Genomic DNA, 13,721 nt, shown 5'->3' on the forward strand with positions numbered 1-13,721 from the left:
CTGAAGGGGCCGCGAGGAGCAAAGGAAGGAGGGAGCGCAATGCGCCGCCCGCCATTCTAATAGATTAATCCGGCAACTATATTACGATCTTGAAAGTTAAGTTATTTCAACCAGCCGCGATGGCGGAAGTACAGGAACGGTGCAATCGCGCTGGTCACCATCAGGACGATGGCGAACGGGTAGCCGAGCTGCCACTCCAGTTCCGGCAGCCATTTGAAGTTCATGCCGTAGATCGAGGCGATCAGGGTCGGCGGCAGGAAGGCCACGCTGGCCACCGAGAAGATCTTGATGATCTTGTTCTGGTTAATGTTGATGAAACCGACCGTGGCGTCCATCAGGAAGTTGATCTTGTCGAACAGGAAGGAGGTGTGGCCGTCCAGCGATTCGATGTCGCGCAAAATCTGGCGCGCTTCTTCAAACTGCTCGGAATTGAGCAGCCGGCCGCGCATCAGGAAGCTGACCGCGCGTCGCGTGTCCATCATGTTGCGGCGGATGCGGCCGTTCAAGTCTTCCTCGTGGGCGATGGCGTTCAGCGCGGCGGCCGCGTCCTGGTCGGTGAAGGTTTCCTGCAGCACGCGGCCGCTAACCTCTTCCAGCTGCTGGTAGATACCTTCCAGCGCATCGGCCGAATATTCGGCGTCGGTGGCGTACAGGTCCAGCAGCACGTCCATGTAGTCGGCGATCGACCCCGGACGCGAACGGGCGCGCATGCGCACCAGGCGGAACACTGGCAAATCGTCGGTATGCACCGAGAACAGAATCTTGCGCGCCAGGATAAACGCCACCGTCACGATGCGCGACGGGCCGTCCTCTTCTTCCAGCAGGAAGTCGGTGCGCAGGTGCAGGTCGCCGTTTTCCGCTTCGTAATAACGGGCCGACGCTTCGATGTCCTTGACCTCGTCCTCACCCGGCAAGATCACGCCGTAGATGGTGCGGACCCAGGCGCGTTCGTCATCCGTCGGGTCGGTCAGGTCCACCCAGACCGGCTCGACCTGTTCCAGGTCGGCGCGACTGTCGATGGGCACCTGGTTGAGCCGGCCATTCTGGAGAACGAAAACATTAATCATGGATAAACGCGCCTTTGGAAACAGCGCAAGTGTACCCGCAAAGCCTGGTTTAAGGTAGGTCCGCTGAGCCCATGCGGCGCAAAATCACGCCGGTGCGGCGCGCCAGGTAATTGGAGTCGCGGTGTTTGTCGAAATAGCGCGGATTAGGCAGCAGCACCGCCAGTTTGGCCGCCTGCGGCGCGCTCAGGTTGGCCGCGCTGACGCCGTAGTAATGCCGCGCCGCCGCCTCGGCGCCAAAGGTGCCGTTGCCGAACTCCACCACGTTCAGGTAGATCTCGAAAATGCGCTCCTTGTCCATCAGCGTTTCCAGCATGAAGGTGATGATCAGCTCCTGGCCCTTGCGCACGTAGCTGCGCGAACCGGACAGGAACAGGTTCTTGGCCAGCTGCTGGGTAATGGTCGAGCCGCCCGAAACCACCTTGTGCTTCTTGTTGTTCTTCTCGTAGGCCTTTTGCAGCGCGTCCCAGTCGACGCCGTCATGGTCGGAGAAGTTGGCGTCCTCGGAGGCGATGATGGCGCGCTTGAGGTTGTTGGAGATGCGGTTGTACGGCACCCACTGCTGCTGGATGTTGGCGTTGGGATTCTTCTCGCGCAGCGCCGACTGCTGCTCGCGCATAAAGCTGGTCATGCCCGGATTGTGGCCAACCCACCACCAGATCTGCAGCAGGAAGTACAGCTGCACCGCCACGAACAGCAGGATCGGGACGATGAACAGCCACTTCACCCAGCGCCATTTACCGGACGATTTACTCATAGCTGGTCACGCAGCTTCTGCAATACATCTGCCGTGGCCGGCTGCACGCCGCGCCACAGGTGGAAGGCTTCGGCAGCCTGCTCGACCAGCATGCCCAGACCATCGCGCAACTGTGCGCCATGCCGGGCTGCGAACTGCAAAAATACAGTGGGCGAGGCTCCGTACATCATGTCCAAAGCCAAACATCCCGGCGCAAAGACCGACGGCGACACGGGCGGCACTTCCGCGCTCAGGCTGGCCGCCGTGCCGTTGATGATGATGTCGTACGCGCCGTCGATATCGGCAAAACCGCATGCCGACACCACGCCCTCGCCACCCAGCGCGGCAAACTGTTCGACCAGTTCTTCGGCCTTGGCCACGGTGCGGTTGGCGATCACCAATTTGGCGGGACGATGCTCCAGGATCGGCAGTACCACGCCGCGCACCGCGCCACCCGCGCCGAGCAGCAGCACGCGCTTGCCGGTGATGCGCACGCCGGCGTTGTTGACAATGTCCGCCACCAGCCCGGCGCCATCGGTGTTGTCGCCGATGATGCCTTCGTCGCTGAACACCAGCGTGTTGACCGCGCCGGCCGCGCGCGCGCGGATGGTCAGCGCCTGCGCCAGCTTGACCGCTTCCAGTTTGAACGGCACCGTCACGTTGGCGCCCTTGCCGCCTTCGGCAATAAAGGCGCGCACCGCATCGGCAAAGCCGTCCAGCGGCGCCAGACGGCGTTCGTATTGGATGTCGTGGCCGGTCTGCGCCGCGTAGGCGGCGTGAATTTCCGGCGATTTACTGTGGGCGATCGGGTTGCCGAAGACGCAGTAGCGGTCCATGTTCTTATCTTCCTCCGCCGCTCAGGTCGGCTTGTAATTTCTCTTCGCGGGTGAATTTGAAGGTGGTGATGATCACCCACAAATCATCCTTGTCTCTGGACAGCATATTGGGCGGAAATTTGCCGAACGGCGCCGAGCGGCGCACGATGCGCATGGCCGCCTCGTCCAGCGCCGCATTGCCGGAACTGCGCTCGACCTTGATGCCGCCCTCTTTCTCATAGATGGTGCCGTCCTGGAATACCGGGATCGACAGCGTCAGCTGGCCATACAGTTTGCGCCCGTTCACGTTCGGGAAGTTCAGCGTGCCGATGTCCTCGATGCGCTTCTGCATGGTCTTGTAATAAATCGCGTAACCGACGCCACGCGTGCTCGGCGTGATCTGCGTGCGGTTCGGCCGTTTGTTCTGGTCCTCGATGGTCTCGCTGATTTCCGCCACGCGGCGGGCGATGGCCTTGCTCGATTCCAGCAGGTCGGCGCCGGTGGGCGTCGGGTCCGGCTTGAGTTGTTCGGTGACCGGCGGCGCGGTGACTGGCGACGGCGAGCGCACCTGGGTCATCAGCTGTTTCTGGCGCTCTTCCAGCTCGGCGATGCGGCGCTTGTTGGCTTTGACGCTGTCGCCCATTTCGGTCTTGCGCATGTCCGGCATCGGCGACTTGGAGCGGCCCTGGTTGGCCGCGCCACCGCCTTCCAGATCGGCCTGGGCGACGGCGTCGGCCTTCAGCGGCGCCTTGTTGTGCTTGGCGTTGACGAGGATGACTTCCAGCCCGGGATCGGCGGCCAATGCCGGCGCCGGCAACGGCGCGATGAACCGCACGGCCAGCAACACGGCGTGCGCCACCAGCGACAGGCCGATGGCGAGGTACAGCAAGCGATTTTCTTTAAAAGACTTCACGCGGGCAGGCTTCAATAGACGTCGGAACAAGGCGGAACGCTGATTTTACCCGCTGATTTTACTCGATTTGGCGAGCCGGTCCGAACGGCCTGGGCTTTCATGCGCCGGCGGCGTTGCGGCGCAGGTTGAAGAAGGCGTTGACCGTCAGCCGGCCGGTCTGCACATCGTCCACCAGCAGCTCGGGAGAATGGATATCGGCGCTGTGCAGCACCGTGCCCGGATAGAAGATGGCCCGGTTCCATGCCGGCTGCGCCGTATAGACCTTCTCGAAATAGCGGTCGCTCGCCACGGCGTAGCCGGGACCGGCGCCGGTCAGCGCGGTGAAGGCGTCGCGCTCCATGCCGCGCGAACGCAGCACCATGTCGGTAAAGGCGGCGTCGGAACAGGTCTGTCGGAAGAAGCCAGTGCCGCCCAGCCGGATGTCGTGAAACAGATACAGCACCATGGCGCCGGTTCCCTCCATGCCGGGCTGCGGCACGGTGTCGCGGTGACACACCCGCTGCAGGTTCTGCAGTTGCGGCGGCTGCAGCGTGGCCAGCGCCAGCCGCGTGGCCAGCATGCTGGTGCGGCGCGCGCCCAGCGGCTTGCGCACATGGCCGATAATGAACTGATCGAAAGCCTGCGCCAGCGCCGGCGGCAGGTTCAGCTCCGGGCCGGGAAAATAATTATGGTCGGCATCGGAAAAGTCCGCGCGCGACTGCCTGGCCAGTTCGACCATCTTGTGCGGTTCCAGCAGCAAGTCGTCGACGATGACCAGGTGTTCCTTGTCGGGCAAGGGCACGACGCGGATCGCCGGGCGCGGATTGAACATTTATGGCGCCGGCGTGTCGGTGACCGGCGCCGCAGTGACCTCGGCCGTGTTTTCCTCGGCAGCGGTCTGGTCCGCTACTTCGGCATCGCCGGACGGCGCGTCGTCCACCTCGTCGTCCTCGAAGTCGACATCGGTAGCGGCCACATCGGTCGGAATTTCCAGCAGACGCGCTTCGATGGTCAGGTCGACCTCGTCCCAGCGCAGGATATCCAGCTTGACCTGCGCACCGCGCGCCACCGACGGCATGCCCGGCAGGCGGATGATCAGCGGAATATCGCTCAGGCGCAGCACTTCGTCCTTCAGCACCACCGCCTCCACCTGACGCGCATTCTCCTGGCCCAGCCAGCGCAAGCACCAGTAGCGCTCCATATTGGCCTGGTGATCCGCATAGGCGCCGTACGCCGCGTCAAACTGCGACACGATGGCGAACAGCTCCGCATCCTTGTGCTTGAAGTGCGCCACCAGCGGCGCCATCACGCCCTTCTCGGCGCAGGCCAGGATCTGCCACTGGTTGACCAGGTCGGTATACCGGCGCAGCGGCGAGGTGCTCCACGCATATTGGTCCACGCCCAGGCCTTCGTGCGGCGCGGCGTGGGTCAGCATGCGCACCTGCATCTTGGCGTTCCAGCCGCCGACGCCACGGCCCTGGCTGCGGTAAATGCCCGGCACGCCATTGTCATGCATCAGCTTGCCCCAGGTGCTGTTGGCGAAGATCATCAGTTCGGCGACGATCTTGTCCAGCGGCGCGCCGCGCTTGCGGCGGGTGACGCTGACCACGTCGTCCTCGACATAGAAGTTGTAATCGACGCGGTTGTTCTGTTCCGGCTTGAGGCCAAAGCCTTCGCGCTTGACCATGCGCGCCGCTTCCAGCACTTGCGCCCACTGCCAGATCAGGCCCAGCGATTCCTTGTGCGGATAGTCGCCCTCTCCGCTAGCCAAGGTTTCTTCGTTGACCAGGTCGTCCAGGTCGTTGTGGCGCAGATTGTTCGCAATCGGCACCAGCTCGGCGCGGGTTTCGGTGGCCAGCACCGACCAGTCGGCCGGATTCAGGGTGGCGTACAGCGACAGCGCCGGGCAGGTCTTGCCCTCGGCCAGCGTGAACGCTTCAACGATGCTGTCCGGCAGCATGGTGATCTTATCGCCCGGCATGTAGACGGTCGACATGCGGCCACGGGCCAGCTTGTCCACCGCGTCGTCCGGCTTGATGCCCAGGCCCGGCGCGGCAATGTGGATACCGATCTTGACGTTGCCGTCGGCCAGTTTGGTCACCGAGAAGGCGTCGTCAATCTCGGTGGTGGTGACGTCATCGATGGAGAACGCCTGCACGTCGGCCACCGGCAGATTGCCCGGCGCAACCGGCACCGGCACGTCCGGGAAGCCGGCGCCTTTCGGGAAGTTCTCGAACAGGAACTTGGCCATGTGCAGCGCCTTGGCCGAGGCCACGCCGCCCACCGCCAGCATCAGCCGCTGCGGCGTGGTGTGCAGTTCGGTGCAGGCGGCGTCCAGCGCCTTGTATTCGATCGAATTCTTGTCCGGCTTGAACAACAGTTGCAGCACGATGTTCTGCATCGCTTCCGGCAGCGTGTTGGCTTTCAGCTCTTCGACATAGGCGGCCTGCACCAGCGCCTGCTGTTTCTTCTTCTCGATGCCGGCCAGCGCGGCGCGCAGCGATTGCTCGGGCGCGGCCTTGTAGCGGCCACGGCCTTTTTTATAGAAGTAGACCGGCGACGAATGCAGGCTCAGGATCAGCCCGGCAGCTTCGGCCGGCTGCGGCGCGTGACCGAAGTATTCGGCGCCCAGCTCGGCAAAGCCGAATTCTTCCTCGCCGGCGACTTCCCACAGGAACTCCAGGTCGATGTCGGCGGCGATGGCCTTGGCTTGCTCCATCAGGTCGGCGGGCGACGGCTTTTCAAATTGCAGCAGCACGTCCTTGGCCTTGACCTTGGTGCGCTTGCCACTGGCCATTTCGACCTGGTACGCCTCGCCGGCCTGGGTCATTACGCTGCCGACTTTGAAATCGCCGGATTCTTCAAAAAATACATTCATCGTTTATTGTCGTTCGTTTTAATCAGTTCCAGCACCGACGGCAGGAAAACTTCCGTTACCAGCAGCGTACCTTGACGGCGCCGATACAGACAGCGCCGTGCATATAATATGTGGGCATCCGGGGCCGCGACGCCGTTGGCAATCAATGCCGTCCGTGCGCGCTGCGCCAAAGGATGCCCTTCTCGCAATCTTGCAAATTCCAATACGCCGCGCTCGACCAGCGGATCGCCAAACAGCGTGGTGCCCAGCGAGCGCTCGCCCAGCGTACTAAACAGCGGCCAGTCGCTGGCCGTGGCCGACATCGGCACCACCGTGTGGCCGAACACCGCAGGCGTATTATCACATCTCAGCAGTACTTCCCTCTCCCACACTCGGCCGGGCCGATGCATGCCGATCGCCACCGCCTCGTCGCTCAGGCAGCGCGCCACGCGCTGATGCAAGCACTGTACGCGGAAATTGTGACTGTGTGCTTTCAGGCGCGCGGTCAGCGAGCCGCCCTCGGTCAGCCATGGCACGTAGGCGGACGGGGCATTCAAGGCCAGCACGTGTGGCTGCCACTGCGCCTGCCGCAGCGAGGCGCTTCTTGGCGGCGCGCTCAAGCCCGCGCCTCAATGCCGCAGAAGGCCAGTATTTCATCGACGTACTGCGGAAATTCGGAGATGGCGTGATCGCTGCCTTGAATAACATGCTGGCGCGCGCCTTGATAGTGGGCCACCATGTCGCGGTAGTCCAGCACTTCGTCGCCGGTGGCGGCGATCAGGAAATAGCGTTCCGGCTTGCTGATCTTCGGCACTTCCAGCGCGTGCAGTTCGTCGATGTATTCGCGCTTGAATTCAAACGGCTCGTCGGAATGGAATTGGGTGGTCACGCCGACGTGCTGGTCCAGGTTCACACGCGGCACGATAGCCGGGTTCAGCAGCACCGCGCGGCAGCCAACGCGCTCGGCCAGCCAGGTGGCGTAGTAGCCGCCCAGGGACGAGCCGATAATGCTCAGTTGCTCGGCCGGCACGCCCTCTATTAAAGACAGCGCCAGTTTCATCGCCAGCTTGGGCGAGGCCGGCAGCTGCGGCGACACGACCTGGTCGGCCAGCCCCAGCGCCGCCATGCGCTCGCCCACCACGCGCGCCTTCATCGACTGCGGCGAGGAGCGAAAACCATGCAGGTACAGAATCATTGCGCCAGCGCTTTCAGGATTTTGTCGTGCACACCGCCGAAGCCGCCGTTGCTCATTACAATGATCTGGTCGCCCGGCTGCGCGGCCTTGGCCACGGCAGCCACCAGCGCGTCGATGTCTTCGTAAGCACTGGCGGTCTGGCCGATCGGCGCCAGCGCCTGGCCCAGGTTCCAGCCCAGCGCCTGTTCGCTGCCGAAACCGAACACCAGGTCGGCGTCGGTCAGGCTGCCCGGCAGCGCGTCTTTCATCGTGCCCAGCTTCATGGTGTTGGAGCGCGGCTCCAGCACCGCCAGGATGCGGGCGGCCTTGCCGATCTTCTGGCGCAGGCCGCCGACGGTGGTGGCGATGGCGGTGGGGTGGTGGGCAAAGTCGTCGTAGACGGTGATGTTATTCACCACGCCGCGCACTTCCATGCGGCGCTTGACGTTCTCGAACGTGGCCAGCGATTTGGCGGCCTGCGCGATCGGCACGCCGACATGGCGGGCGGCGGCAATGGCGGCCAGCGCGTTGGCGCGGTTATGCTTGCCGGTCAGCGACCACTCGACCCGGCCCTGCACTTCGCCTTTGAAAATAACCTCGAACGTGCCGTCATCGTATTCGTTCAGCGCCCAATCGGCGCCGTTGCTGCGGCCGAAGCTTTCCTGCTCGCTCCAGCAGCCGCGCTTGAGTACGCGCTGCAGCGGTGCTTCGTCGGCGTTGAAAATGACCCGGCCGATGCCCGGCACGGTGCGCACCAGATGGTGGAATTGGGTTTCGATCGCGTGCAGATCGGGGAAGATATCGGCGTGATCGTATTCAAGGTTGTTCAGGATGGCGGTCTTGGCGTGGTAGTGCACGAACTTGCTGCGCTTATCGAAGAAGGCGGTGTCGTACTCGTCCGCCTCGATGACGAAGAAGATCGAATCCTTATCGCCTTGCATGCGCGCCGAGACACCGAAGTTCTTCGGCACGCCGCCGACCAGGAAGCCCGGCGCGTAGCCGGCGTCTTCCAAAATCCAGGTCAGCATGGCGGTGGTGGTGGTCTTGCCGTGCGTCCCGGCCACGGCCAGCACCCATTTGTCTCTTAATATATGGTCGCCGATCCACTGCGGGCCGGAAACATACGGCAGGCCGCGATTCATGATTTCCTCGATCAGCGGATTGCCGCGCGTGACGACGTTGCCGATCACGTACAGGTCCGGCTTCAGCGCGATCTGTTCCGGGCCGTAGCCGGTGATCAGTTCGATGCCCTGGGCTTCCAGCTGGGTGCTCATGGGTGGGTAGACGTTGGCGTCGCAGCCGGTAACGCGGTGGCCCGCTTCTTTCGCCAGGACCGCCAGGCCGCCCATGAAGGTGCCGCAAATACCAAGGATATGAATGTGCATAGTAATGAAGACGACGTGTGGATCTCCGTCATGCCCGCTCGAGCGGGAATGACGCGCTAACTGAATACGCGATTTTACCTGAGCCGACGCGCTTTTCCCGGTTCAGAGTATTATCTCGTCCATGACTGCCAATGTGAATGAAGAACTCCAGCTTCTGCGTGCCGAGATCGCGGCGGCTGCCGCGCGTCTGATCGCCGAGGATGGCGCCGACTACAACACGGCCAAGCGCAAAGCTGCGCGGCAGATCCTGGGCGACACGCAACCGCCGCTGAATCTGTTGCCGGACAATGCGCAGATCGAGGCCGAGGTGCGGCTGTACCAATCGCTGTTCCATGCCGATACCCAGCCGGCCCGTTTGTTCCGGCTGCGCACGCTGGCGGTCGACATCATGGAAGGCTTGCAAAAATTCCATCCATATCTGAGCGGCTCCGTATTAAATGGCACCGCCGGTCCACACGACGATATCCATTTGCAGCTGTTTGCCGACAGCGCCAAGGAAGTCGAGATCTTCCTGCTGAACCGGAATTTGCAAATCGACATCTCGGAAACGCCGCACTTCAAGGGGCCGCGTTACGGCATGGTCGAAACCGTCAGCTTCATGTGGCACAAGGAAGGCGTGCACGCTGCTTTATATGAGCTGGACGATTTGCGCGGCGCCGTCAAAACCCGCGGCGACGGCAAACTGGCCCGCGCCGACATTGCCGCCGTGCGCGCCCTATTAGTTAACAGCACTCACCCACCATCACCATGAGCAAAAAGAACCTGCCTGTTTATATAGCTGTCGCCGTCGTCTTTGCCGCCGCCGGCGCTTACCTGGGCCTGCACAAAGAACAATCCCCGGTCACGGCCACCGCCCCGGCCGGCGTGACCACGCCGGTAGCCGCCCTGTATCAGCAAACGCTGCCGGACGCCAAGGGTGTCGCCACCCCGCTGGCCCAATATAAAGGCAAGGCTATGCTGGTCAATTTCTGGGCCCCGTGGTGCGGTCCGTGCGTGCAGGAGATGCCGGAGCTGTCGGCGCTGGCCGCCGGAGAAGAAGGCAAGAAGCTGCAAGTTATCGGCATCGGCATTGATTCACCGTCAAATATCGCGGAATTTAGCGACAAATATAAAATCACCTATCCGGTGCTGGTGGCGGGCATGAGCGGCACCGAGCTGTCGCGCCAATTCGGTAACAGCGGTGGCGGCCTGCCCTACACGGTTCTGATCGGCGCCGATGGCCAGGTCAAGAAGACTTACCTGGGCAAACTCAAATTTGACGAGCTGCGCAAAGATTTAGCAACTCTATAAGTAGTTTCACAAGTTTTTTTCTCTTGCCAAATGTCCGTAGTTGGCGTCAAAATGCGGATCTTTCGCGGAGAAGGCTCAGGAATCATGGCAAAAAACCTCCTACTGCTCAACGGCCCCAACCTGAATTTGCTGGGGACACGGGAGCCCGAGGTCTACGGCGCTAGCACATTGGCCGACATCGAACACGCCGCCCAGGCCCAGGCCCAGGCAGCGGGCGCGAGCTTGTCTTGTTTCCAAAGCAACCACGAAGGCGCACTGATCGACCGCATCCATGCCGCCAGAACCGAAGGCGTGGACGCCATCGTCATCAATCCGGGCGGCCTGACTCACACCAGCGTGGCCTTGCGCGACGCTCTGGCAGGGGTAGCCATTCCGTTTGTGGAAGTGCATATTTCGAATATTTACCAGCGCGAGTCGTTTCGCCACCATTCGTTCCTGAGCGCGATCGCCGTAGGGACGATCTGCGGACTGGGTATCGAAGGATATCGGTTTGCCATCGACTTCGTCCTTAAAAAGCGATAACCTACGCGATCTGCGCGCATTTTTAGCGCGGTGACGTTCACAAGACGGCGCCGCTCACTCATATTAAAAGACATTCCTCTGGGGGTTACATGGATCTACGCAAGCTGAAGACCTTGATTGATTTGGTCGCAGAATCGGACATCGCCGAACTCGAAGTGACCGAAGGCGAAAGCAAAGTTCGCATCGTCAAATCGTCGGCGCTGCCGCAAAATCAGATGGTCATGATGCAGCCGCAAGCCATCCCGCAATACAGCGCCGCACCGTCCGCCGCGCCAGCCGCCGCAGCCGCCGCCCCAGCCCCAGCTGCGGCCGCCGAGCCAACCGGTCACATCGTCAAATCGCCGATGGTCGGCACCTTCTACCGCTCGTCTGCGCCCGGCGCGGCAGCATTCGTGGAAGTGGGCCAGTCGGTCAAGGAAGGCGAGACCCTGTGCATCATCGAAGCGATGAAGCTGCTGAACGAAATCGATGCCGACAAGTCCGGCACCATCACCCAGATCCTCGTCGAAAACGGCCAGCCGGTCGAGTACGGCCAACCGCTGTTTGTGATCGGCTAAGACAGGCCTGCGCCCTCCCCATCGGCGACGGGCGCGCCTGCTTGGTCCGCAATCCCTCCTCACCTGACGCAGCCAATCGGCGCTCACAGACATAGCGAACCTATCATGTTTGAAAAAATCCTCATTGCCAACCGCGGCGAAATTGCCCTCCGTATCCAGCGCGCTTGCCGCGAACTGGGCATCAAGACGGTCGTGGTCCACTCGGAAGCGGACAAAGACGCCAAATACGTGAAGTTGGCCGATGAATCGGTCTGTATCGGTCCGGCGCCATCGTCGCTGAGCTATCTGAACATGCCGGCCATCATCAGCGCCGCAGAAGTGACCGACGCCGAAGCGATTCACCCGGGCTACGGCTTCCTGTCGGAAAACGCCGACTTCGCCGAGCGCGTGGAAAAATCGGGCTTCGTCTTCATCGGCCCGCGTTCGGAATCGATCCGCACCATGGGTGACAAGGTCACCGCCAAGCAGACCATGATCAAGGCCGGCGTGCCGTGCGTGCCGGGCTCGGAAGGCGCACTGCCGGACGATCCGAAAGCCATCGTGCAGATCGCCCGCAAGGTCGGCTACCCGGTCATCATCAAGGCCGCCGGTGGTGGTGGCGGTCGCGGCATGCGCGTAGTGCATACCGAAGCGGCGCTGATCAACGCAGTGCAGATGACCAAGACCGAAGCCGGTACCGCCTTCGGCAATCCGGAAGTCTACATGGAGAAGTACCTGGAAAATCCGCGTCACGTGGAAATCCAGATCCTCGCCGACGAACACAAAAACGCCGTCTGGCTGGGCGAACGCGACTGCTCGATGCAGCGCCGCCACCAGAAGGTCATCGAGGAAGCGCCGGCGCCCGGCATTCCACGCAAGCTGATCGAAAAAGTCGGCGAACGCTGCGCTGAAGCCTGCCGCAAGATCGGCTACCGCGGCGCCGGCACCTTCGAGTTCCTATATGAGAACGGCGAGTTCTACTTCATCGAGATGAACACCCGCGTGCAGGTCGAACACCCGGTCACCGAAATGATCACCGGCATCGACATCGTGCAGGAACAGATCCGCATCGCCTGCGGCGAGAAGCTGCGCTTCCGCCAGCGCGACGTGATGCTGTCCGGCCACGCCATCGAGTGCCGCATCAACGCGGAAGACCCATTTAAATTTACGCCGTCGCCAGGCCGTATCACTTCCTGGCACGTGCCGGGCGGTCCGGGCGTGCGCGTCGACTCCCACTCGTACGCAGGCTATTATGTGCCACCGCACTACGATTCGATGATCGGCAAAGTCATCACCTACGGCGCCACCCGCGAGCAGGCCATCCGCCGCATGCAGATCGCGCTGTCGGAGATGGTTGTCGAAGGCATCTCGACCAACATCCCGCTGCACCGCGAGCTGATGGTCGACGCCCGTTTCATCGAAGGCGGCACCAACATCCATTACCTTGAACAGAAACTGGCGGATATGCCGGATCTGCACAAACTGAGTTTGAAAGCGCAATAAACATGAGCTGGACTGAAATCGTCATCGAAATCGCGCGTGACCACGCTGAAGCCCTGTCCGAGGCGCTGATGGACGTGGGCGCCCTGTCGGTTTCCGTGGAAGACGCGGACGAAGGCACCGACGCGGAAAAGCCGCTGTTCGGCGAGCCGGGCATGGAGCCGACCGAAGCGGCGTGGGATCACAGCCGCGTGGTCGCCCTGACCGACGAAGATGACGACCAGGCCGTGATCGTGGCCGCCGCCGCCGGCCAGATCGGCCTGACCACCCTGCCGAAGTTCACCACCCGCAAGGTGGAGGAGCAGGACTGGGTGCGTCTGACCCAATCGCAGTTCGCGCCTATTCCGATCGGCAAGAACATCTGGGTGGTGCCGTCGTGGCACGAAGCGCCGAATCCGGACGCGCTGATCCTGGAACTCGATCCAGGCCTGGCGTTCGGCACCGGCAGCCATCCGACCACCCGTCTGTGCATGGAGTGGCTGGAGGCCAATCCGGCCCCGGGCAAGGCCGTGCTGGACTACGGCTGCGGTTCCGGCATCCTGGCCATGGTGGCCAAGAAGGTTGGCGCCGGCGAAGTGGTGGGCGTGGACATCGATCCGCAAGCGATCGAGTCGGCGGCCGACAATGCTGTCCGCAACCATTGCGAGATCGAATTCTTCCTGCCGGATAGCTTCGCCGAGTCGCAGCACGCGACCCAGCGTTTCGACATCGTGGTCGCCAACATCCTGTCCAGCCCGCTGAAGCTGATGGCGCCGATGCTGTCCGGCCGCGTGGCCGACGGCGGTTCGCTGATCCTGTCGGGCGTGCTGGCGCGCCAGGCGGAAGAAGTGGCGGCTGCGTACGCGCCATTCATCAAGCTGGGCGTGTGGGCCGAGCAAGAAGGCTGGGTGGCGCTGCATGGCCGCCTGGGCAGCGATACCGTTCCGCCTGCACGTTCGGAACAATAAGCG

The 13,721-nt window shown here is 62.4% G+C and carries 15 protein-coding genes; 6 read left to right on the forward strand and 9 right to left on the reverse strand.

Annotated features, from left to right (window positions below; translation table 11 throughout):
- Positions 1 to 101 precede the first annotated feature (101 nt).
- The 9 genes from corA to mpl all read right to left on the reverse strand — a co-directional run bounded on the left by corA (position 102) and on the right by mpl (position 8,887).
- Positions 102 to 1,067, reverse strand: a complete 966-nt coding sequence (gene corA / locus HH213_RS06650) for a magnesium/cobalt transporter CorA (protein WP_110845169.1) — start codon at positions 1,065 to 1,067, stop codon at positions 102 to 104.
- A gap of 49 nt (positions 1,068 to 1,116) precedes the next feature.
- Complete coding sequence (mtgA, locus tag HH213_RS06655; RefSeq protein WP_169111606.1) at positions 1,117 to 1,821, reverse strand: monofunctional biosynthetic peptidoglycan transglycosylase; 705 nt, start codon at positions 1,819 to 1,821, stop codon at positions 1,117 to 1,119.
- Entirely contained in the window at positions 1,818 to 2,636 is an 819-nt protein-coding gene (gene aroE, locus HH213_RS06660; RefSeq protein ID WP_169111608.1) for a shikimate dehydrogenase, read from the reverse strand. The genes mtgA and aroE overlap by 4 nt, the downstream gene beginning before the upstream one ends.
- A gap of 4 nt (positions 2,637 to 2,640) precedes the next feature.
- Positions 2,641 to 3,528, reverse strand: coding sequence for a TonB family protein (locus tag HH213_RS06665; RefSeq protein WP_110845659.1), 888 nt, complete (start codon positions 3,526 to 3,528; stop codon positions 2,641 to 2,643).
- Positions 3,529 to 3,625: 97 nt separating this feature from the next.
- Complete coding sequence (locus tag HH213_RS06670) at positions 3,626 to 4,339, reverse strand: DUF6445 family protein (RefSeq protein WP_169111610.1); 714 nt, start codon at positions 4,337 to 4,339, stop codon at positions 3,626 to 3,628.
- On the reverse strand, positions 4,340 to 6,385 hold the full coding sequence (locus HH213_RS06675) for a ribonuclease catalytic domain-containing protein (protein WP_110845173.1): 2,046 nt from the start codon (positions 6,383 to 6,385) through the stop codon (positions 4,340 to 4,342).
- The gene (locus HH213_RS06680; protein WP_169111612.1) at positions 6,382 to 6,984 is read right to left on the reverse strand and encodes a chorismate--pyruvate lyase family protein; all 603 of its coding nucleotides are present in this window, start codon (positions 6,982 to 6,984) and stop codon (positions 6,382 to 6,384) included. Before HH213_RS06680 ends, HH213_RS06675 begins: the two co-directional genes overlap by 4 nt.
- A complete protein-coding gene (locus HH213_RS06685) occupies positions 6,981 to 7,559 on the reverse strand; it encodes a YqiA/YcfP family alpha/beta fold hydrolase (protein WP_169111614.1) in 579 nt (192 codons plus the stop codon). Before HH213_RS06685 ends, HH213_RS06680 begins: the two co-directional genes overlap by 4 nt.
- Positions 7,556 to 8,887 carry a UDP-N-acetylmuramate:L-alanyl-gamma-D-glutamyl-meso-diaminopimelate ligase gene (gene mpl, locus HH213_RS06690; protein ID WP_229263446.1) on the reverse strand — a complete coding sequence of 444 codons (1,332 nt, stop codon included), beginning with the start codon at positions 8,885 to 8,887 and terminating at the stop codon, positions 7,556 to 7,558. The genes HH213_RS06685 and mpl overlap by 4 nt, the downstream gene beginning before the upstream one ends.
- Before the next feature lie 157 nt (positions 8,888 to 9,044).
- On the opposite strand from mpl, the gene HH213_RS06695 reads away from it, so the two are divergent.
- From HH213_RS06695 to prmA, 6 genes are all read left to right on the forward strand, one after another.
- Positions 9,045 to 9,674 (forward strand): hypothetical protein, encoded by a 630-nt coding sequence (locus tag HH213_RS06695; RefSeq protein WP_110845178.1) that lies wholly within the window; start codon positions 9,045 to 9,047, stop codon positions 9,672 to 9,674.
- Positions 9,671 to 10,213, forward strand: coding sequence for a TlpA family protein disulfide reductase (locus HH213_RS06700; protein WP_169111618.1), 543 nt, complete (start codon positions 9,671 to 9,673; stop codon positions 10,211 to 10,213). Before HH213_RS06695 ends, HH213_RS06700 begins: the two co-directional genes overlap by 4 nt.
- Positions 10,214 to 10,297: 84 nt before the next feature.
- Entirely contained in the window at positions 10,298 to 10,735 is a 438-nt protein-coding gene (aroQ, locus tag HH213_RS06705) for a type II 3-dehydroquinate dehydratase (RefSeq protein ID WP_161055953.1), read from the forward strand.
- An 89-nt stretch (positions 10,736 to 10,824) separates the two neighbouring features.
- The gene (gene accB, locus HH213_RS06710) at positions 10,825 to 11,292 is read left to right on the forward strand and encodes an acetyl-CoA carboxylase biotin carboxyl carrier protein (protein ID WP_110845180.1); all 468 of its coding nucleotides are present in this window, start codon (positions 10,825 to 10,827) and stop codon (positions 11,290 to 11,292) included.
- 105 nt (positions 11,293 to 11,397) lie between these two features.
- The gene (accC, locus tag HH213_RS06715) at positions 11,398 to 12,774 is read left to right on the forward strand and encodes an acetyl-CoA carboxylase biotin carboxylase subunit (RefSeq protein ID WP_110845181.1); all 1,377 of its coding nucleotides are present in this window, start codon (positions 11,398 to 11,400) and stop codon (positions 12,772 to 12,774) included.
- A 2-nt stretch (positions 12,775 to 12,776) separates the two neighbouring features.
- Positions 12,777 to 13,718: a 50S ribosomal protein L11 methyltransferase gene (prmA, locus tag HH213_RS06720; RefSeq protein ID WP_169111620.1), complete on the forward strand. Its 942-nt coding sequence runs from the start codon at positions 12,777 to 12,779 to the stop codon at positions 13,716 to 13,718.
- Positions 13,719 to 13,721: the final 3 nt, after the last annotated feature.

This window comes from Duganella dendranthematis (assembly GCF_012849375.1).
GTDB lineage: Bacteria > Pseudomonadota > Gammaproteobacteria > Burkholderiales > Burkholderiaceae_D > Rugamonas > Rugamonas dendranthematis.

Coding starts and splice junctions, on each gene's coding strand:
- corA (WP_110845169.1), bottom strand. CDS start 1,067: ATGATTAATGTTTTCGTTCTCCAGAATGGCCGGCTCAACCAGGTGCCC.
- mtgA (WP_169111606.1), bottom strand. CDS start 1,821: ATGAGTAAATCGTCCGGTAAATGGCGCTGGGTGAAGTGGCTGTTCATC.
- aroE (WP_169111608.1), bottom strand. CDS start 2,636: ATGGACCGCTACTGCGTCTTCGGCAACCCGATCGCCCACAGTAAATCG.
- HH213_RS06670 (WP_169111610.1), bottom strand. CDS start 4,339: ATGTTCAATCCGCGCCCGGCGATCCGCGTCGTGCCCTTGCCCGACAAG.
- HH213_RS06675 (WP_110845173.1), bottom strand. CDS start 6,385: ATGAATGTATTTTTTGAAGAATCCGGCGATTTCAAAGTCGGCAGCGTA.
- HH213_RS06685 (WP_169111614.1), bottom strand. CDS start 7,559: ATGATTCTGTACCTGCATGGTTTTCGCTCCTCGCCGCAGTCGATGAAG.
- mpl (WP_229263446.1), bottom strand. CDS start 8,887: ATGGGCGGCCTGGCGGTCCTGGCGAAAGAAGCGGGCCACCGCGTTACC.
- HH213_RS06695 (WP_110845178.1), top strand. CDS start 9,045: ATGACTGCCAATGTGAATGAAGAACTCCAGCTTCTGCGTGCCGAGATC.
- HH213_RS06700 (WP_169111618.1), top strand. CDS start 9,671: ATGAGCAAAAAGAACCTGCCTGTTTATATAGCTGTCGCCGTCGTCTTT.
- aroQ (WP_161055953.1), top strand. CDS start 10,298: ATGGCAAAAAACCTCCTACTGCTCAACGGCCCCAACCTGAATTTGCTG.
- accB (WP_110845180.1), top strand. CDS start 10,825: ATGGATCTACGCAAGCTGAAGACCTTGATTGATTTGGTCGCAGAATCG.
- accC (WP_110845181.1), top strand. CDS start 11,398: ATGTTTGAAAAAATCCTCATTGCCAACCGCGGCGAAATTGCCCTCCGT.
- prmA (WP_169111620.1), top strand. CDS start 12,777: ATGAGCTGGACTGAAATCGTCATCGAAATCGCGCGTGACCACGCTGAA.